Raw genomic sequence first — 18,936 nt, 5'->3', positions numbered from 1 at the left:
CATGCGGGCTTTTTTTATCACTGTTGACCCGATAACGCCTGTTCAATCGTACGGGTAACAACGTCCGGCTGGCTGACCATCGATACATGGCTTGCCGCAACCTCCGTGGTGTTGGCGTTGATTTTCTTCGCCATTGCGCGCTCAAGCTCAGGATTGATCATCCGGTCATTTTTGCTGACCACATACCAGCTCGGTTTGTCATGCCAGGCGGCATGCGCGACTTTCTCCCCAAACGCATTGGCCTTAATGGGGCTCTGCGTCGCGGCAATCACGCTGCGCTCAACGTCCTTCACGTCAGGGGCAAAATTCTCGCTGACCGCTTTTGTCGGCAGATATAAATACCCCTCTGCCGTTTTAGCGAGGCTGGCGCTCCCTGGCGGAGCAGGGAAGCTATTTGCCAGTTCTGCCGTCGACTGGCCGGAATCCGGCGCAAAAGCGGCAACGTAAACCAGTGACTTCAGCGGGCATTGTTTCCCGCCTCGCTGATTACCGTCCCGCCCCAGGAGTGACCGACCAGCACCACATCCCCATGAGCCCGGGCAATAGCACGCTGCGTGGCGGCGACATCATCTTTCAGAGACGTGAGCGGAAGTTGTACCGCAATGACCTCGGTATGGTGTTTTTGCAGCCGGGTGATCACCTTATTCCAGCTGCTCCCGTCGGCAAACGCCCCGTGCACCAGCACCACGCTGGCTTTCGTCTCTGCCAGCGCGCTGGTGGAAACCGCCAGCAGCGCCGCTGTTAATACAGACAATGCTTTCATAACAGGCTCCTTAAAAGTGATGAACCGCCGCGTGGGGCGGTACGGTGAATTCAACGGTTTTATGGTCGATGGGCTTATGCGTCGGGTCGGCAACGATGATGGTTACCTTGTGTTTCCCGGCGGGCAGCCCGACCAGGATCACCGGCTCGCCGCTGGTATCAGCCCAGTGCCAGGGCGCGTCATCCACCACTACGTGAATATGGCCGATACGCGGAGTGACTTTCAGCGCGTCGGGTCCAAATACAGGTTCAATGCGCAGGTTTTCGACGCGGTACTGAATAAAGACCGCACCTTTACTCAGCGGTCCCGCCAGCGGTGGGTCGACGATCAGTTTTGCTGGCGGCTGGGGTTTTTCCTGCGGTGCTACGGCGGCCGGGCCATTAACATCAGCGGCGCTCAGGCCATCCAACGGTGCGGCCAGTGCGCCAGCAAAGGACGTCAGCGCAAATACAGGAAGCAGGAAATATCGACGAATCATCTGTGGCTCTCCTCATCAGTTTATTATGGCGAGGGACACAGAAGACCATTTTTATGTATCGGGGATGTTTGCTTTTGCGGGCGTTTTGTACCGGTTTGTCAGCGTAGCGCTCGGGATACAGTGCGATACAGTTTGTTTGCCTGGGCTGCGCACGAGCGCCACTGCGAACCCCGCAATGACCAGCGTCAGTCCTGCGGAAACCCACATTCCGCCTGTTATACCCAGCGACTTATTCAGCCACGCATACGCAAACGGAGAGGCGGCTGCCATCAGTTGGCCTGGAATAAGCAGCAGCCCGGTGCGGCTGGCATAGCGCTCTGTACTAAACAGTTCCAGGGGTAGCGTCGCTTTGACGATAGTCACCAGCCCGTTAATGGCACCAAAGCCGAACACAAATCCGGCGGCACACCAGGCCAGCATGTCGCTGCTCAGTCCGATGAGAAAACAAAGCGGCATGGCGAGCGCAGTGAAAAGCGTCAGTTTTAGCGGAGTGATGCGCGCCCCTGCCAGCACCTCCATAAGGCGCGCACCGGTCTGCCCCATTCCCCACAGCATGCCGACGGCGACCGGCAGGCCGAAGCTGGCGATAAATTCGGGAAGGTGGGTAGAGGTGCCGTTAGAGACGAAGGTGATGAGAGCAATGAAGGTTGCATAAAGCCAGCCGTTACGCCTGTCATGAGGGGAGACCTGCGTACATGCTTTGGGCTTGACCGTAAAGCGCTGGCGCGGGAAGCGCCGAAGAAGCAGGGCACTGAGCAGACCGAACAGGGCGTAGATCTTCAGCGCATCCTGCCAACCCATCACGTTCAGTAAGGCGTCTCCCAGCGGCCAAAAGACAGCGGACGCCAGCCCGCCCGCCAGGGTGACACGAGAGATTGTCCTGCGTGCCTGCGGTCCGTATAGGTTCACAAGAGCAGAGAAAAGCGCATCATACAGCGACAGGCGCATCCCGATGCCGGTCAGCAACCAGGCGCCATACCAGCCTGAAAGTGTGGGCGTAAAGGCCATTGACAGACAGCTTACGGCGATCAGCAAGGTCCCGCTCATTACCACCCTTTGTCCACCAAAACGCGCCAGCAGAGGAGCGACAAACGGCGAGACAATAGCCATAACCAGCATGGCCAGCGTCAGGCCGAGATAGATTTCGAGGGACGACCAGCTTCGGTCTGCTGTAATGGCATGAGCAAAGGTTCCCGGCATGTAAAAGGAGATCCCCCAGTTAATGAGCTGATTACATCCCGCAGTGAGCGCAAGACGGCGAGGGAGTGCAGGTGTTTCCATTATTTTTCATTCCGTTAGGCAGTTGTCCCGAGCATACAGGGCGCGGTATTGTGCTGGCAGAGCCGTATCCTTATTCACCGTATAAGAGAAACTTTGCATGACGACGCTCAATCTGGGACACCTCGCCACTTTTCGTCTGGTCGTTCAACGCGGCAGCTTTTCTGCGGCAGCAGATGTAATGGGTATTTCCCAGCCCGCCGTCAGCCTGCAAATACGCCAGCTAGAGCAGTTTCTTCAGACGCGGCTGATCGAACGTACGGGGCGTGGAATCAAAGCCACTGCTGCCGGTGAGGCGCTACGGGTGCACGGTGAACGTCTTGAACTGGCGGTCGAGGAGACAATTCGTTCGGTTAGCGCGTTCAATCAGGAAGTGAGCGGCACCATCACGCTCGGCACGGGCGCGACGGCCTGTATTCATCTGCTTCCAGCGCTGTTGCAGCAGCTTCGTGAGGAGTATCCCCTGTTACGGATCGGAGTGACGACGGGAAATACGCCGGATATCGTCAGGGCGATTGAGGAGAATCGGCTGGATATGGGGCTGGTCACGCTACCGGCGAGCGGTCGTACGTTGGCGATTATGCACGCGATGGAGGAAGAGTTTGTCTGGATTAGCGCGCAGGTTCAGCTGGAAGAAGGGGAGCAGTTTACGCCAGACTCTTTATACGCTCAGCCGCTCATTGCGTTTGAGTCGGGCAGCGGTACGCGAACGTTGATTGACGGCTGGTTTGAAGCCCGCGGACTAGCCGTCTCACCGGTTATGCAGCTTGGCAGTATTGAGGCCATCAAACGCATGGTACGTGCAGGGCTGGGCTACAGTATTGTGCCGCGAATGGCGGTGGAGCATGCCGACGACCGGGAGGGATTACGCGTTCAATCGTTAACGCCCGTTCTGCGCCGGCAACTGGCGATAGTGATGCGTCAGGATAAGATCCTCAGCAAAGGGATGACGGTGATTATTCGGCTGTTACAGCGTGAACATGGACGTTAGCGCTCGGGCGAATCCACTACAAGACCTGATTGCTGCGACTGAATTTTGTCCTGATGGTGATACCAGGCGCCAATGGAGGAATAAACAAAGCGGCCAAAGAAAAACAGGAAACTGATGAGCAGTATGATGCGGGTCATCCGGGTGTTAAATCGATGTCGTTTTCGCATACGCGTAGCCTGACTCACTTTCTTTTCCTGAGTATACCCTTTTGGGCGATACGGCTATTAAGGCACAGCCGCAAGTCGGGGTCAATTCAGCGAAATGTAAAATACCGTCAATGCTTACATTAATTTATGTTATTAAAAACAACGCTTTTATTTATCGCATTGATAATTACAGGAAAAATATTCAAATAAAACGTAAGAAATGTTTATTCAGATAAATTAATTTGATTTAGGTCAACGGCATCTCGTCGTTGATATTTAAAATCCCACCTCCACTGTGCTTGCCAGGAATTTTCCGGGCATCGTGTACGTCAGGTTGGATGCCTGTCTTCATTTACCCTCTGGAGCGCAAGGGTTGTAAACGAGCATCTATGAATATTCACCACATCCTGAAGCAAAATAAAGACCGCTGGTGGGCACTTCCTCTTATATTACCCGTCGTGTTACTCCCGGTGCTTAGTGTGGCTAATACCTTAACGCAGCTGGGCGACGGTATCGTTGCGCTCTATTATCTCCCGCTCTCCTTTCTGCTGACGCTGATGTTGTTCTTTGGCCTGGAAGCCCTTCCCGGAGTGGTGGTGTCGCTGTTTTTACGTTATTACCCGTCCGTTGGGCTGTTTGAAACCGTGACCGGCATTCTACATTTTATCGTCCCCCTGGTGCTCAGCTGGGGCGGTTACCGCGTGTTTGCGCCCCGACGCAATATGACCGCTTACGGTGACATACGCCTGATGGGGCAACGTATCTTCTGGCAGGTGTTTTGCCCGGCAACGCTTTTTCTGGTGCTATTTCAGTTTGCGGTTTATCTCGGGGTCTATGAGAGCCGCCAGAGCCTTGCAGGATTGAATCCCCTCAATATTCGGACCCTTATTAACTATCAGGGGCTGCTGGTGAGCGGGCTGACGGGTGTGCCGCTAAGCTACCTGCTGATCCGCCTGATACGTCATCCGCGCTATTTCAAGGGACTGATGTCCCAGCTCCGCACGCAAATAGACAAAAAGGTGACGGCCGTTGAGTTTGTGGTGTGGTTTTTAGCTCTTGGTGGGTTGCTGGCCATGCTGCTGCTGCCCATGAATGAAAACAGTTCCATTTTCAGCACCAACTACACTTTGTCACTGCTGATGCCCGTGATGCTCTGGGGGGCGATGCGCTTTGGCTACAAGCTAATGTCAATCATCTGGACGCCGGTCCTGCTGGTGTCGATTCACTTTTTTTATCACTACATTCCGGTGCAGGGGGGTTATGGCATTCAGCTGGCGATCACCTCATCCAGCTATCTGGTCTTTTCCTTCGTTGTGACGTACATGTCGATGCTGGCGACACGTCAGCGGACCATCAATATTCGCTCCCGCAGTCAGGCTTTTCTCGATCCGGTGGTGCATATGCCCAACCTGCGGGCGCTGTCGCGAGAGCTGGCCAGTAACCCCTGGTCGGCGCTCTGTTTACTGCGCGTGCCCGAGCTGGAAGTGCTGGGGCGTAATTACGGCGTACTGCTACGGATCCAGTATAAGCAGCAGCTGGCGCAATGGATAAATGGCACCCTTCAGCCAAAAGAGCAAGTCTATCACCTCACCGGATATGACATGGCGGTGCGACTGGAGGCGGAGTCGCATCAACAGCGCATTGAGACGCTGGACGAGCATATTAAGCAATTTGTTTTTATCTGGGATGGTATGCCGGTGCAGCCTCAGGTTGGCGTGAGCTACTGCTATGTACGCTCACCCGTCAATCACCTCTATCTGGTACTGGGGGAACTGGGCATCGTGGCTGACCTCTCCCTCTCAACGAATCACCCGGAAAATCTTCAGCAGCGCGGGGCTGTTCACTTGCAGCGTAGCCTGAAAGATAAGGTGGCGATGATGAGCCGTTTGCAGACAGCGCTGGAGCAGAACGCTTTTAGCCTGTTAGTTCAGCCCGTTCGCGGCCTGCGCGGCGATCATTACCACGAAGTGCTGCTGCGAATGCGTGATGATAACGGGGCGCTGATCTTTCCCGAGCAGTTCCTGCCCATAGCACAGGAGTTTGGTTTATCGTCGCGTGTCGATTTATGGGTACTGGAGCGTACGTTGAGTTTCCTGGCACAGCACCGCCAGCGTTTGCCGGGCCAGCGCTTTGCCATCAACCTCGCACCTTCTACCGTCTACCGGGCGCAGTTCCCGCTTGAAGTGAGCCGCCTGTTAGCCAGATATGCCGTTGAAGCATGGCAGCTGATCTTTGAAGTGACCGAAAGTAGCGCCTTTGGTCATGCGGATCTGGCGGCATCCACCCTCAGGCAATTGCAAAAAATGGGAATACGGATCGCCATTGATGATTTTGGCACCGGCTACGCCAGCTATGCGCGGTTAAAAAGCGTGGACGCCGACATTCTCAAAATCGACGGCGGCTTTATTCGCAATATTGTCAGCAACAGCCTGGATTACCAGATCGTGGCATCCATTTGCCATCTGGCCCGGATGAAGAAAATGCTGGTGGTGGCAGAATGTGTGGAAACAGAAGAGATACGTAGCGCGGTGCACGCGCTAGGTATCGATTATGTGCAGGGCTACTTGATTGGATTGCCAGTTGAGCTTGATACGCTGCTCGAAACACAGCCTTCTCAGGAGAACGCCTTAGCCGTTACGCTGCCGCCTCAGAACTCTCTTCTTCAATCTTCAACAGCCAGCCGGTGACCGCTTCCCAGTACTGCTGCTCTTTTTCCAGATCCAGCAGCACCAGCGCGTTCTGGCTAAACCAGTCGTGCGGGAAGCTCAGCGTCCAGTGATAGTCATCCGTTTTAAGCTTCAACGTCGGCGGCGTGGTGGTCGCCTGTCGCTGATTATTGAGCAGCACGCCCAGGCGCAGAAGCTGAATGAGTGGCAGGAATTGCTTTTTCTTAAATAGCGTAAAGCGCGGCAGATCGTCGAGCTTGATGGCTTTGCGGTGATAGCGCACCAGCGTCGCCATCATGGTTTGCTGCTCCTGGTTGAAGCCAGGCAGATCGCTATTTTGCAGAATATAGGCTGAATGGCGATGCATTCCGCTGTGGTTAATGTTCAGCCCCACCTCATGCAGCATCGCGGCCCATTTTAACAGCGCGGCCAGCTGCGGATGCGCCAGCTTTGGATTCTGCTCCTCCCACTGCTCGTACATCTGAACCGTGGTTTCCAGCACCCGTTTCGCCTGTTCGCGGTCGATATTGTACTGGTTGGCAAGGCTCTGCGCGGTGCGGCTGCGAATATCCTGGTGACGGAAACGGCCTTCCATCTCATACAGCACACCTTCGCGCAGGGCGCCGTCAGAGAGGCGCAGCTCTTTGATCGCCAGCGCGTCAAACACGCCGCAGAGGATCGCCAGCCCCGGTACGAACACCGCTTTACGCTCGTCGGACAAGCCCGGCAGACTCAGGGCGTCGAAGCTCTTGTGCTTAAGCACCTCTTCGGTGAGTTTCACCAGGCGCTCAGGCGTAATAAACCCGTCCTTTTCACCCATCGCCAGCAGCACTTCATGGGCCGCTTTAATCGACCCCGATGCGCCCAGCGCCACGTTCCAGCCCTGAATACGATACTGCCAGGCCAGATTTTCCAGTTTTTGCACGGCGGCCATGCGCGCGCGCTGGAAGTTTTCGCGGGTGATGACGCCGCCCGGAAAATACATTTGCGCGAAGCTAACGCAGCCCATACGGCGGCTTTCAACCAGACGCGGCTCGAAATCTTCGCCAATCACCAGTTCGGTTGAGCCTCCGCCGATATCAATCACCAGCTTGCGGCCTTTTTCCGGCTGCGTATGCTCCACGCCCATAAAAATCAGGCGCGCTTCTTCGTTACCAGAGATGATCTCAATCGGGTAGGGGATAACCTTTTCCGCGCGCTTAAGAAATTCCGGCGCGTTCAGCGCCTGGCGTAGCGTATGCGTCCCGACGATGCAGACGCTGGACGGCGAAAAGCCTTGCAGACGTTCTGCGAACAGCGACAGGCAGTTAAGCCCGCGCTCCATTGCCTCTTCGCTCAGCATGTTACGCGCGTCGAGCCCATCGGCCAGATGCACGCGCTGCTTCAGACGACCGATGATCTGCATCGCGCCATCCACCTCGCGGGCGATGACCATATGGAAACTGTTTGAGCCAAGATCGACCGCAGCGAACTCCTGCGGGCGTGGGGTATTATCGTTTATTGGCATAGGTTAATCGGGTTGCTCAAGTGATTTGATGTAATCGTAAATCGCCAGCTGCGACCGCACTTTACGGCGATTGCCGCGCGGTACATAGCGATTACTGAGTTCTTTGTCGATATAACGTGCTTTCACCGTATCGCTGAACAGGATCTCGATAATGTCCAGGATACGCTGCTTCAGGCGAGGATCCAGCAGCGGTGCCGCCACTTCAATACGGTAATCAATATTACGCGTCATCCAGTCGGCGGACGAGAGGTATACGCGCTTATCACCGGCGTTATCGAAAATATAGACGCGATCGTGTTCAAGATAGCGATCCACAATGCTGATCACGCGGATGTTGTCGCTGATGCCTTCCAGTTCCGGAATGAGCGAGCACATGCCGCGAATGAGCAGATTTACCGGAACGCCGGAGCTGGAGGCCGCATACAGGCGATCCACCAGGCCTTTGTCCACCAGATTGTTGAGCTTCAGCGTGATGCCGGACGACAAGCCGTTCTGCGCATTGGCAATCTCTTTGTCGATCATATCGTACAGCAGGCGCCGTGAGTTCTGCGGTGACACCAGCAGATAATCGAAGCTCACCGGGCGGTACGGGTTCTCAATGAAGTTGAACACCCGACGCACTTCGTTGGTGATGCGGGCATCGGCAGTCAGCAGCGAATAGTCGGTGTAAATACGCGCGGTTTTCTCGTTAAAGTTCCCGGTACCGATATGGGCGTAGCGCACCACATCGTCGCCCTCTTTACGGGAGATCAGGAACAACTTGGCGTGAATCTTCAGCCCCGGCGCGGAGAAGATGACGTGCACGCCCGCTTCCGTCAGTCGGCGCGCCCAGTGGATGTTGGCCTCTTCGTCGAAGCGAGCCTGGAGCTCAACCACCACGGTCACTTTCTTGCCGTTGTGCGCTGCGTGGATCATCGCATCGATGATGCGGGAATCTTTCGCCACGCGATAAATGTTGATTTTAATCGCCAGCACGTTCGGATCGAACGAGGCCTGACGCAGCAATTCCAGCACGTGTTCAAAGGTGTGATACGGATAGTAGAGCAGCACATCCCGCTCGCGGATGGCATCGAACCCGTTGCGGAATTTATCGAACCAGATATGGCGCAGGCGCGGCAGCGGTTTGTTTACCAGATTGGCTTTGCCGACGTTCGGGAAGCCAATGAAATCTTTAAAGTTGTGGTAACGCCCACCGGGGATTATGGAGTCGTAGCGGGAGATGGTCAGCTTATCGCGCAGCATCTCCACCATCGCGTCCGGCATATCGCGCTGATAGACAAAACGCACCGGCTCTGCCGTCAGGCGCTGCTTGAGGCTGGAAGACATCAGCTCCATCAGGCTGGCCTCCATCTCATGCACCAGATCGTACTCGGCGTCACGGGTCATCTTCATCGAGTAGGCGTTGAGCGCGTCGTAATCGAAGAAACCTTTGAAGATATCGTCCAGACAGTAGCGCAGAATGTTATCCAGCAGGATCATCGGCTTACGTCGGCGCGGGGTTTCCGGCGGCAGATTTACAAAGCGCGGGACTTTATCAGACGGTATTTCCAGCAGCGCGTAGTTAATGGTCTCACCACGAATGATTTCTACCGCCAGATAGGTGTAATCATCTTTCAGGAACTGCACCAGATCGGTTTCACGGTTGATCAGAATCGGGGTGATATGCTGGCGCAGATAGTGTTTGAAATAGTGGCGCAGCCAGTTTTGCTGATTCGCGGAGAGCTGGCGTTCGTTGATCAGGAAGATTTGGTTGCGTGCCATTTCCAGCAGCAGCTCGTTATAGAGGCCATCAAATTCCTGATCGGCTTTCATGACGCGAGACTGGATTTTTCCAAGCAGATGCCGCGAGTGGGAGTTTAAGCCCTGTTCTTCGCTGATGATGATTCGGCGTTTCAGTTCGGCGAAGCGAACCTTGTAGAACTCATCCAGATTGTTGGAATAGATGCCTAAAAAACGCATACGCTCAATCAGCGGGTTGCTTTTATCGGCCGCTTCCTGAAGTACACGTTCGTTGAATGCTAACCAGCTTAGCTCTTTCTCGATATATAACTTTTCCTGACCCATTACAGCTCACACTCCAGTTCAATCACAGGACGTGGTAAATCCGTCTCGTCCTTATTATGGCGAGCATTTCCACGATATGTCCAACAGTGCCAGAAAAGTATGACAGTTATTTTTTTTGTTGGGGATTTTAGGGGGTTGGAGAAGGGAATATCGGGTAATGCAATATGTAGGTCGGGTAAGCGCAGCGCCACCCGACAGAACAAACTACTCTTCAGCCGCATGACCCTGCGGGGGCAACTTCACGCCGTCCAGCCAGGCGGCACCGTCGCGCATCTCAAGACGGCCGTCAACAAACCAGCTTACCACCAGCGGATAAATGGCATGTTCCTGAGCCTGTACACGTTCGGTCACGTCGTCTTCGTTGTCACCGTCAAAGACCGGTACTTTTGCCTGCAAAATGACCGGACCGCCGTCCAGCTCGTCGGTAACGAAATGCACGGAGGTACCATGCTCCTCATCGCCGTTCTCCAGCACCTGACGATGGGTATGCAGGCCAGGATATTTCGGCAGAAGAGAAGGGTGGATATTCAGCAAACGTCCGTTGTAATGCGCGACGAAGGCCGGGCTCAGGATACGCATGTAGCCCGCCAGCACCACCACGTCAGGCGCGTAGGCGTCAATCTCCTGCACCAGCTCACGGTCAAAGGCTTCACGCCCGGCGAACTGGCTGGCTTCCAGCGCGTGCGCAGGAATGTTCGCTTCCCGCGCGCGCTCAAGGCCGAACGCATCGGCCTTGTTGCTGAATACTGCCCGAATGGTGCCATTGATTTTCTTCTGTTTGCAGGCGTCTATGATTGCCTGCAAATTGCTTCCGTTGCCGGAAATGAGCACCACGATGTTTTTCATTCAATGACCACACGCTGTTCGGAATCGGAAGCTTTAATCGTACCGATTTTCCACGCGTTTTCACCTTTTTCTGTCAGCAGCTTAACCGCTTTATCCGCTTCGCTGGCGGGCAGGGCGATAACCATACCTACGCCGCAGTTAAAGGTGCGGTACATTTCATGCTCGCTCACGTTGCCTGCGGTTTGCAGCCAGTTGAAGACGGGCGGCCACTGCCATGAAGAGGCGTCGATCACCGCCTGGGTATTGTCCGGCAGCACGCGCGGAATGTTTTCCCAGAAGCCGCCGCCGGTAAGGTGAGCGATGGCGTGCACGTCAACGTTCTCAATCAGCTCCAGCACGTTTTTGACGTAGATACGGGTCGGGGCCAGCAGGTGATCGGCCAGCGGTTTGCCGTCCAGCTCGGTGGTCAGCGGGTCGCAACCGCTCACTTCGAGGATCTTACGCACCAGAGAGTAGCCGTTGGAGTGCGGACCGCTGGAGGCCAGCGCAACCAGCACATCGCCGTCAGCCACTTTGCTGCCGTCGATAATTTCTGATTTTTCTACCACGCCGACGCAGAAGCCTGCGACGTCATAATCTTCACCGTGATACATGCCAGGCATTTCTGCGGTTTCACCGCCGACCAGCGCACAGCCGGATTGCAGACAGCCTTCGGCGATACCGTTAATGACGCTGGCTGCGGTATCCACATCCAGCTTGCCGGTCGCGTAGTAATCCAGGAAGAACAGCGGCTCAGCGCCCTGTACCACCAGGTCGTTGACGCACATCGCCACCAGATCAATACCAATCGTATCGTGACGCTTAAGATCCATCGCCAGGCGCAGTTTTGTACCGACACCATCCGTACCCGAGACCAGCACAGGTTCACGATATTTTTGCGGCAGCGCGCACAGTGCGCCGAATCCACCCAGGCCACCCATCACTTCCGGGCGGCGGGTTTTTTTCACCACACCTTTGATTCGGTCAACCAGCGCATTACCTGCGTCAATATCAACACCGGCATCTTTGTAGCTGAGAGAAGTTTTGTTGGTCACGGCTTAAATCCCCACGCGATTGCATAGCTAGTAAGAAAAATCGGCGCAATTCTAACAGTCCAGGCAAACGTTTGCGAGCCTATTCTCGGCGCGGGGATCTTTTTTTCTGTGCGGACTGTCCAGGGCAACAAACTTGACTCCGTTCACGAAAATGAAACCGGTTTCGGCGATCTGCTTGCAACGGCTATCCCCTTTGCACATCATCAAAATGAAACCGGTTTCTGTAACTGTTTTTGCAGAAAATAACGCAGAATGAGGGAAAGCGAATGTCAGGATTTAAAGCAGGTTTTCTGTGGGGTGGGGCCGTTGCGGCGCACCAGCTTGAAGGCGGCTGGAAAGAGGGCGGCAAGGGCGTTAGCGTTGCCGATGTCATGACGGCAGGCGCCCACGGGGTACCGCGTGAAATCACCAACGGCGTGCTGGAGGGGAAAAATTACCCAAACCACGAAGCCATCGACTTTTACCACCGCTATAAAGAAGACATCAAACTCTTTGCCGAGATGGGGTTCAAATGCTTCCGCACCTCCATTGCCTGGACGCGTATCTTCCCGAAAGGCGACGAGCTGGAGCCGAACGAAGCGGGACTCAAATTCTATGACGATCTTTTCGACGAGTGCCTGAAGCACGGCATCGAGCCGGTGATCACGCTTTCCCACTTCGAGATGCCTTTCCACCTGGTAACGGAATACGGCGGCTGGCGTAACCGTAAGCTGATCGACTTCTTTGTCCGCTTCGCGAAGGTCGTTTTTGAGCGCTATCAGCATAAAGTGAAGTACTGGATGACCTTTAACGAGATCAATAACCAGGCCAACTTTCACGAAGACTTTGCGCCGTTTACCAACTCCGGGCTGAAATATGCCCCGGGAGAAGATCGCGAGCCGGTGATGTTCCAGGCGGCGCACTATGAGCTGGTGGCCAGCGCCCTGGCGGTGAAAGCGGGGCGTGAGATCAACCCGTCACTGCATATCGGCTGCATGATTGCCATGTGCCCCATCTATCCGCTGACCTGTGCCCCGGACGACATGATGATGGCGATGAACGCCATGCATCGCCGCTACTGGTTTACCGACGTTCACGTGCGCGGCAAGTATCCGCAGCATCTGCTCAACTACTTTGAACGTCGCGGCTTCGCGCTGGATATCACCGAAGAAGATAAAGTGGCGCTGACGCAAGGCTGCGTGGATTACATCGGGTTCAGCTACTACATGTCGTTCGCCACCAAAGCGACGGCGGATAATCCGACGCTGGATTACGACGAGAGCAAGAGCCTGGTTTCTAACCCGTACGTGCAGAAATCGGACTGGGGCTGGCAGATCGATCCTGTCGGGCTGCGCTACTCTCTGAACTGGTTCTGGGATCACTATCAGCTGCCGCTGTTTATTGTGGAAAACGGCTTTGGCGCGATCGACGTGCAGGAGAGCGACGGCACGGTGAACGACCAGTACCGCATCGACTACCTTTCCGCCCACATCCGCGAGATGAAAAAAGCGGTGGTGGAAGACGGCGTAGATCTGATGGGCTATACCCCGTGGGGCTGTATCGACCTGGTCTCTGCCGGCACTGGCGAGATGAAGAAACGCTACGGTTTTATCTTTGTCGATAAAGATAACGAAGGTAACGGCACGCTGAACCGCAGCAAGAAGAAATCGTTCGACTGGTATAAGCAGGTGATTGCGAGCAACGGCGATAACCTGTAATTGTCGGGTGGCGCTAACGCTTACCCGACCTACACTACACGTAGGCCCGCGTAAGCGCAGCGCCACCGGGCAAGACCCCGCACCCAAACCGGAGCCCAGCCTCCGGCTTTTTTGTTTTTGATTGATGTACATCAAGCAACATGGGTATGGCGCAATCCGAAAAAAGCGGTATAATCCCGCGATTTTTTTGCGGATGCCACCTCAGAGGAGAAAGAGAATGAAGATTGTGGAAGTGAAACACCCACTCGTTAAACACAAGTTGGGCCTGATGCGTGAGCATGACATCAGCACGAAGCGTTTTCGCGAACTGGCTTCTGAAGTGGGTAGCCTGCTGACCTACGAAGCGACCTCTGATCTGGAAACGGAAAAAGTGACCATCGAAGGCTGGAACGGCCCGGTACAGGTTGAGCAGATCAAAGGTAAAAAAATTACCGTGGTGCCCATCCTGCGTGCGGGTCTGGGCATGATGGAAGGCGTGCTGGAGCACGTCCCAAGCGCGCGTATCAGCGTGGTAGGTATCTACCGTAACGAAGAGACGCTTGAGCCGGTCCCATACTTCCAGAAGCTGGTCTCTAACATTGATGAGCGTATGGCGCTGGTAGTTGACCCGATGCTGGCGACCGGTGGTTCGATGATCGCCACCATTGACCTGCTGAAACAAGCAGGCTGCAGCAGCATCAAAGTGCTGGTGCTGGTCGCGGCGCCGGAAGGTATCGCGGCGCTGGAAAAAGCGCACCCGGACGTTGAACTCTATACCGCGTCTGTCGACCAGGGACTGAACGAGCACGGGTACATCATCCCGGGGCTCGGCGATGCCGGCGATAAGATTTTTGGGACTAAATAATCGAATAACGATAAAGAAGCCGACTTTGATAGTCGGCTTTTTTTTGAATAAAAACCAACAATGACACTCAGAGGAAAACACTATGACGCGCCGTGCTATCGGGGTGAGTGAAAGACCGCCGCTTTTACAGACAATCCCGCTTAGTTTGCAGCACCTGTTCGCCATGTTTGGCGCAACCGTGCTGGTGCCAATCCTGTTTCACATTAACCCGGCTACCGTGCTGCTGTTTAACGGCATCGGTACGCTGCTTTACCTCTTCATCTGTAAAGGCAAAATCCCGGCCTATCTCGGGTCGAGCTTCGCGTTTATCTCCCCGGTACTGCTGTTGCTGCCGCTGGGTTACGAGGTCGCGCTGGGCGGCTTTATCATGTGCGGCGTGCTGTTCTGCCTGGTCTCCTTCATCGTGAAGAAAGCGGGTACCGGCTGGCTGGACGTGATGTTCCCGCCTGCGGCAATGGGGGCAATCGTTGCCGTCATCGGCCTGGAACTGGCGGGTGTCGCGGCGAACATGGCTGGGCTGCTGCCTGCGGACGGTCAGTCACCGGATTCTAAAACCATTATTATTTCGCTGGTGACGCTGGGCGTGACGGTTTTCGGTTCCGTCCTGTTCCGCGGCTTTATGGCGATTATCCCGATCCTGATCGGCGTGCTGGCGGGTTACGCGCTCTCCTTCGTGATGGGCGTTGTGGATACCACACCGATTGCCGAGGCACACTGGTTCGCGCTGCCGACCTTCTACACCCCACGCTTCGAATGGTTTGCTATCTTCACCATTCTGCCTGCTGCACTGGTGGTGATTGCTGAGCACGTTGGCCACCTGGTGGTGACGGCGAACATCGTGAAGCGTGACCTGATCCGCGACCCGGGCCTGCATCGCTCCATGTTTGCCAACGGTTTCTCCACCATCATCTCCGGTTTCTTCGGCTCCACGCCAAACACGACTTACGGGGAGAACATCGGCGTAATGGCGATCACCCGCGTCTACAGCACCTGGGTTATCGGCGGCGCGGCGATCATCGCTATTCTGCTCTCCTGCGTCGGCAAACTGGCGGCGGCGATCCAGATTATCCCGGTTCCGGTGATGGGCGGCGTTTCCCTGCTGCTTTACGGGGTGATCGGTGCGTCCGGTATTCGCGTGCTGATTGAATCCAAAGTGGATTACAGCAAGGCGCAGAACCTGATCCTGACCTCCGTTATCCTGATCATCGGCGTGAGCGGCGCGAAGGTGCACATCGGCGCGGCAGAGCTGAAGGGTATGGCGCTGGCGACCATCGTCGGCGTGGGCCTGAGCCTGATTTTCAAGCTGATCTCGGTCATTCGTCCGGAAGAAGAAATCCTGGACGCTGACGATAGCGAAAAAGCACCACATTGATCCTTTAACCGGGCGGACGATCCGCCCGGTTCTCTCCTTGCTGGTTCCGTGTTAAACTCCATTCCGATTTTATGTAAGATCTCTGGTTGAGGTATTTCTGAACGGACCGGCACAGCTCTCTCTGCCACTTTATCTCCCTGACGACGAAACTTTCGCGAGTTTCTGGCCGGGTGATAACCCCTCTTTACTGGCTGCACTGCAAAACGTGCTGCGCCAGGAACACAGCGGATACATCTATATCTGGTCACGCGAAGGCGCGGGACGCAGCCACCTGCTGCATGCCGCCTGTGCGGAACTTTCGGCGCGCGGTGACGCGGTAGGCTATGTGCCGCTGGATAAACGCACCTGGTTTGTGCCTGAAGTGCTGGAGGGCATGGAACATCTCTCCCTGGTCTGCATCGATAATATTGAATGCGTGGCGGGAGACGAGCCGTGGGAAATGGCGATCTTTAACCTCTACAACCGCATTCTGGAGTCGGGCAAAACCCGGCTGCTGATCACCGGCGATCGTCCGCCGCGTCAGCTCAATCTGGGGCTGCCGGATCTGGCGTCTCGTCTGGACTGGGGGCAAATCTACAAGCTGCAACCGCTGTCGGATGAAGACAAACTCCAGGCACTTCAGTTGCGCGCCAGACTGCGCGGATTTGAACTGCCGGAAGACGTAGGGCGCTTCCTGCTCAAGCGTCTGGATCGGGAGATGCGCACGCTCTTTGATACGCTCGATCAGCTCGATCGCGCCTCCATCACCGCCCAGCGCAAGCTGACCATTCCGTTTGTGAAAGATATTCTTAAGCTGTAGTTATGCCGGGTGGCGGCTGCGCCTTACCCGGCCTACATTTGGCACCCGTAGGCCCGGTAAGCGCAGCGCCACCGGGCTAAAGATCCCCCATCAGGTGCTCAACCAGCAGCGGAATCGGTCTTCCCGACGCCACGCTTCTGCCGTTCTCACGCCACAGCGCCGTCCCGCTGATATCCAGATGTGCCCATGGGATCGCCGGCTGACAGAAGTGATGCAGCAGCCACGCCGCCGAGGCGCTTATCGCTGCATTGTTAGTCGGTGTGTTGCACAGATCGGCAATCGCGCTGTCGGTCTGCTTTTTCAGCCGTGCGTCCAGCGGCAGAGACCACACCTCGTCACCGCTCCGTTTTCCTGCCTGCGTCAACGCGGCGCGCAGCGGTTCATCCTGGGTCATCAGCCCGCTCAGCTCATACCCCAGCGCTTTCACCACTGCGCCCGTCAAAGTCGCCATATCAATGATGTAGCGGGCCTGCGGGTACCGCTGGCTGGCCCAGGCAATGGCGTCAGCCAGCACCAGCCGGCCCTCGGCATCGGTATTATTGATTTCAACGGTGGTGCCGTTACAGGCTGTTGCCACCGTGCCGGGCTGCATGGCGTCGGGGCCGATGGCGTTTTCCGCCAGCGCCAGCACGCCCATGATGCGCACGGGTAATTTCAGCTCCGCAACTGTCAGCATCAGCCCCAGTACGTTGGCCGCGCCGCACATGTCATATTTCATGGTGTACATGCCCGCGCCTTCCTTCAGCCACAGGCCGCCGGTGTCAAAGGTAATGCCTTTTCCCACGTAGCAGCGCATCGGGCCGTCGTTGGCACCATCATAATGAATAGCCAGCAGACGCGGCGGGCAGGTCGCCCCTTTGCCAACGGCGTGCAGCAGTCCAAGACCCTGCTCAGCAATATCTTTTTCGTTCAGCACCTCGCAGCGCAGGGCAGGGCTGGCGGCACACAGTTTTTGCGCCTCTTCCACCACAAACTGCGGCGTGCAGCGGTCGGACGGCATATCCGCCAGACGTCGCGCCGCGATCATGCCGAGCGCAATGGCCTGCTGCTGGCGGAAGGTCGTCTCCAGCTTCGCCTGCTGTTCCGGCAGGCAGAGGGCAGTGATGCAGGTAAGACGCACCGCTTCGTCCGTCTTCTTCAGCTTCAGGTCACTGAGCCTGTGCGCCTGATTAAAGAGAAAACGCAGCACCTGCGCCAGCACCACATCGTCGATATCCGTCACGTCCAGCACGAGTTCGGCGCTGGCGGGGGCGGTAAGCAGCGGTCGCAGGGCGGTGAGCAACCCTTCGGTCAGGGCGTCATGCCAGATCGTGTCCGGCAACAGAGTAATGCGCGCAAACGGCGCGCAGCCAAAGCGCGCGTCCGCGACGGTGCTCTGCTGGCGCATTTCAGCGATAAGAGCGCTATCCGGTAACAGGGAACTGTCAGCGCGCGCAATCAAATGGCTGTTCGGCTTCGCGTCTGAAAGCGCGTTGATAAACTGGTAAGTGATCATCATGATTCCTCAATCGGCGCGCGGATCCGTGCGGCATAGGCCTGCATCCACTCCTCATCTACCGCGTGATAGTGCGTTTTCTCCCGCAGGCGTTCAGTACGAAAAACGGTGAGGGGCTGGCGAGCCGTCGCCACCACGAACGAGAAGGTTTTTATGTTAGTCGCGGCGCCAAATTCTCCTTTGCTGTTCATGCACACCACGGAGAGATCGCCCGCGCGACCGAAGCGCGACATCAGCTTGTCTTCCAGTTCGAATACGACTGAATCCGCCGCCTGCTGCGGCGTCATCCCTTGCGCCATCCGGCGAACGATTTCGTAGCTGGTACAGCCCTTCATCAGGTCTTCACCGACGCCTGTGGCGGTGGCCGCGCCGGTTTCGCTGTCGCAGTAAAAGCCGGAGCCGATGATGGGTGAGTCACCGAGGCGACCGCGTTTTTTCATAAACAGGCCACTGGTGGAGGTGGCGACGCTCATCGAACCCTGTTTATCAAGGCCAATGATGCCGACGGTGTCATGTCCGTCGTAGGGGCTTAACCCCTTATCCAGCGTTTCGCGGCAGCGCTTGCGGTAGTGCTGCATGGCGCGATCCGTGAGCATGGTTTTGTCGGCAAAGCCCTGGCACAGCGCCCATTCGCGCGCGCCCTGGCCGACCAGCAGGCTGTTATAGCGCTGACGGCTGAGCGCGTGCGCCACGCGCACCGGGTTGGCGATATCCACCAGATTCCCCACGGCGCCGAACGCCAGCGTGTCGCCGTCCATATACGCCGCGTCCAGCTCCACCTCGCCGTTCTCGGTCGGCAGGCCACCGTAGCCGACGGATTTATACAGCGGAAAGTCTTCCACGGCAGCGACGGCATCGACCACCGCCGAAGCGACCGGTTTTCCCGCCGCCAGGGCAGACGCGGATTCCGTTACCCCTTCAAGTGCCATTCGCCAGGTTGCGATAATTCCCCACAT

At 56.2% G+C, this 18,936-nt stretch carries 15 protein-coding genes and 1 pseudogene; 6 read left to right on the top strand and 10 right to left on the bottom strand.

What is annotated here, in order from left to right; translation table 11 throughout:
- Positions 1-17: 17 nt before the first annotated feature.
- The 3 genes and pseudogenes from ACOTXC_RS07890 to ACOTXC_RS07880 form a co-directional block, all read right to left on the bottom strand.
- A pseudogene (locus tag ACOTXC_RS07890) lies at positions 18-763 on the bottom strand (alpha/beta fold hydrolase).
- 10 nt (positions 764-773) lie between these two features.
- Positions 774-1,241: a DUF6130 family protein gene (locus ACOTXC_RS07885; protein ID WP_003860582.1), complete on the bottom strand. Its 468-nt coding sequence runs from the start codon at positions 1,239-1,241 to the stop codon at positions 774-776.
- A 51-nt stretch (positions 1,242-1,292) separates the two neighbouring features.
- Positions 1,293-2,522, bottom strand: a complete 1,230-nt coding sequence (locus tag ACOTXC_RS07880; protein ID WP_193543635.1) for an MFS transporter — start codon at positions 2,520-2,522, stop codon at positions 1,293-1,295.
- Between the two features lie 97 nt (positions 2,523-2,619).
- On the opposite strand from ACOTXC_RS07880, the gene ACOTXC_RS07875 reads away from it, so the two are divergent.
- Positions 2,620-3,510, top strand: coding sequence for a LysR family transcriptional regulator (locus ACOTXC_RS07875; protein ID WP_023300684.1), 891 nt, complete (start codon positions 2,620-2,622; stop codon positions 3,508-3,510).
- Here the strand turns inward: ACOTXC_RS07875 and ACOTXC_RS07870 are convergent.
- Positions 3,507-3,677 carry a YfgG family protein gene (locus ACOTXC_RS07870; RefSeq protein WP_017383512.1) on the bottom strand — a complete coding sequence of 57 codons (171 nt, stop codon included), beginning with the start codon at positions 3,675-3,677 and terminating at the stop codon, positions 3,507-3,509. The two genes, ACOTXC_RS07875 and ACOTXC_RS07870, sit on opposite strands and share 4 nt — an antisense overlap.
- A 368-nt stretch (positions 3,678-4,045) precedes the next feature.
- On the opposite strand from ACOTXC_RS07870, the gene ACOTXC_RS07865 reads away from it, so the two are divergent.
- Positions 4,046-6,343 carry an EAL domain-containing protein gene (locus tag ACOTXC_RS07865; RefSeq protein ID WP_421767542.1) on the top strand — a complete coding sequence of 766 codons (2,298 nt, stop codon included), beginning with the start codon at positions 4,046-4,048 and terminating at the stop codon, positions 6,341-6,343.
- Here the strand turns inward: ACOTXC_RS07865 and ppx are convergent.
- From ppx to purM, 4 genes are all read right to left on the bottom strand, one after another.
- Complete coding sequence (gene ppx / locus ACOTXC_RS07860; protein WP_003860570.1) at positions 6,291-7,829, bottom strand: exopolyphosphatase; 1,539 nt, start codon at positions 7,827-7,829, stop codon at positions 6,291-6,293. The two genes, ACOTXC_RS07865 and ppx, sit on opposite strands and share 53 nt — an antisense overlap.
- 3 nt (positions 7,830-7,832) lie before the next feature.
- Positions 7,833-9,893, bottom strand: coding sequence for a polyphosphate kinase 1 (gene ppk1 / locus ACOTXC_RS07855; protein ID WP_006811494.1), 2,061 nt, complete (start codon positions 9,891-9,893; stop codon positions 7,833-7,835).
- A gap of 204 nt (positions 9,894-10,097) precedes the next feature.
- On the bottom strand, positions 10,098-10,739 hold the full coding sequence (gene purN, locus ACOTXC_RS07850; RefSeq protein WP_023300681.1) for a phosphoribosylglycinamide formyltransferase: 642 nt from the start codon (positions 10,737-10,739) through the stop codon (positions 10,098-10,100).
- Complete coding sequence (gene purM, locus ACOTXC_RS07845) at positions 10,736-11,773, bottom strand: phosphoribosylformylglycinamidine cyclo-ligase (RefSeq protein ID WP_063146745.1); 1,038 nt, start codon at positions 11,771-11,773, stop codon at positions 10,736-10,738. Before purM ends, purN begins: the two co-directional genes overlap by 4 nt.
- 266 nt (positions 11,774-12,039) lie before the next feature.
- Here purM and ACOTXC_RS07840 point away from each other — a divergent pair, with 266 nt between their 5' ends.
- From ACOTXC_RS07840 to ACOTXC_RS07825, 4 genes are all read left to right on the top strand, one after another.
- Complete coding sequence (locus ACOTXC_RS07840; RefSeq protein ID WP_045308563.1) at positions 12,040-13,470, top strand: 6-phospho-beta-glucosidase; 1,431 nt, start codon at positions 12,040-12,042, stop codon at positions 13,468-13,470.
- Between the two features lie 217 nt (positions 13,471-13,687).
- Complete coding sequence (gene upp / locus ACOTXC_RS07835) at positions 13,688-14,314, top strand: uracil phosphoribosyltransferase (protein ID WP_022648979.1); 627 nt, start codon at positions 13,688-13,690, stop codon at positions 14,312-14,314.
- 82 nt (positions 14,315-14,396) lie between these two features.
- Positions 14,397-15,686, top strand: a complete 1,290-nt coding sequence (uraA, locus tag ACOTXC_RS07830; RefSeq protein ID WP_022648978.1) for a uracil permease — start codon at positions 14,397-14,399, stop codon at positions 15,684-15,686.
- Between the two features lie 97 nt (positions 15,687-15,783).
- Complete coding sequence (locus ACOTXC_RS07825) at positions 15,784-16,485, top strand: DnaA inactivator Hda (RefSeq protein WP_211482948.1); 702 nt, start codon at positions 15,784-15,786, stop codon at positions 16,483-16,485.
- A gap of 76 nt (positions 16,486-16,561) precedes the next feature.
- Here the strand turns inward: ACOTXC_RS07825 and ACOTXC_RS07820 are convergent, their stop codons facing one another.
- Together ACOTXC_RS07820 and ACOTXC_RS07815 are read right to left on the bottom strand one after the other, a co-directional pair.
- Positions 16,562-17,980 (bottom strand): leucyl aminopeptidase family protein, encoded by a 1,419-nt coding sequence (locus ACOTXC_RS07820; protein ID WP_337258160.1) that lies wholly within the window; start codon positions 17,978-17,980, stop codon positions 16,562-16,564.
- Positions 17,980-18,936 carry a N(4)-(beta-N-acetylglucosaminyl)-L-asparaginase gene (locus ACOTXC_RS07815; RefSeq protein WP_058676997.1) on the bottom strand — a complete coding sequence of 319 codons (957 nt, stop codon included), beginning with the start codon at positions 18,934-18,936 and terminating at the stop codon, positions 17,980-17,982. The genes ACOTXC_RS07820 and ACOTXC_RS07815 overlap by 1 nt, the downstream gene beginning before the upstream one ends.

The sequence above is a fragment of the Enterobacter cloacae complex sp. IR5428 genome (assembly GCF_049238585.1).
Classification (GTDB): Bacteria; Pseudomonadota; Gammaproteobacteria; order Enterobacterales; family Enterobacteriaceae; genus Enterobacter; species Enterobacter intestinihominis.
This window is presented reverse-complemented; position numbering and strand designations above follow the sequence as displayed.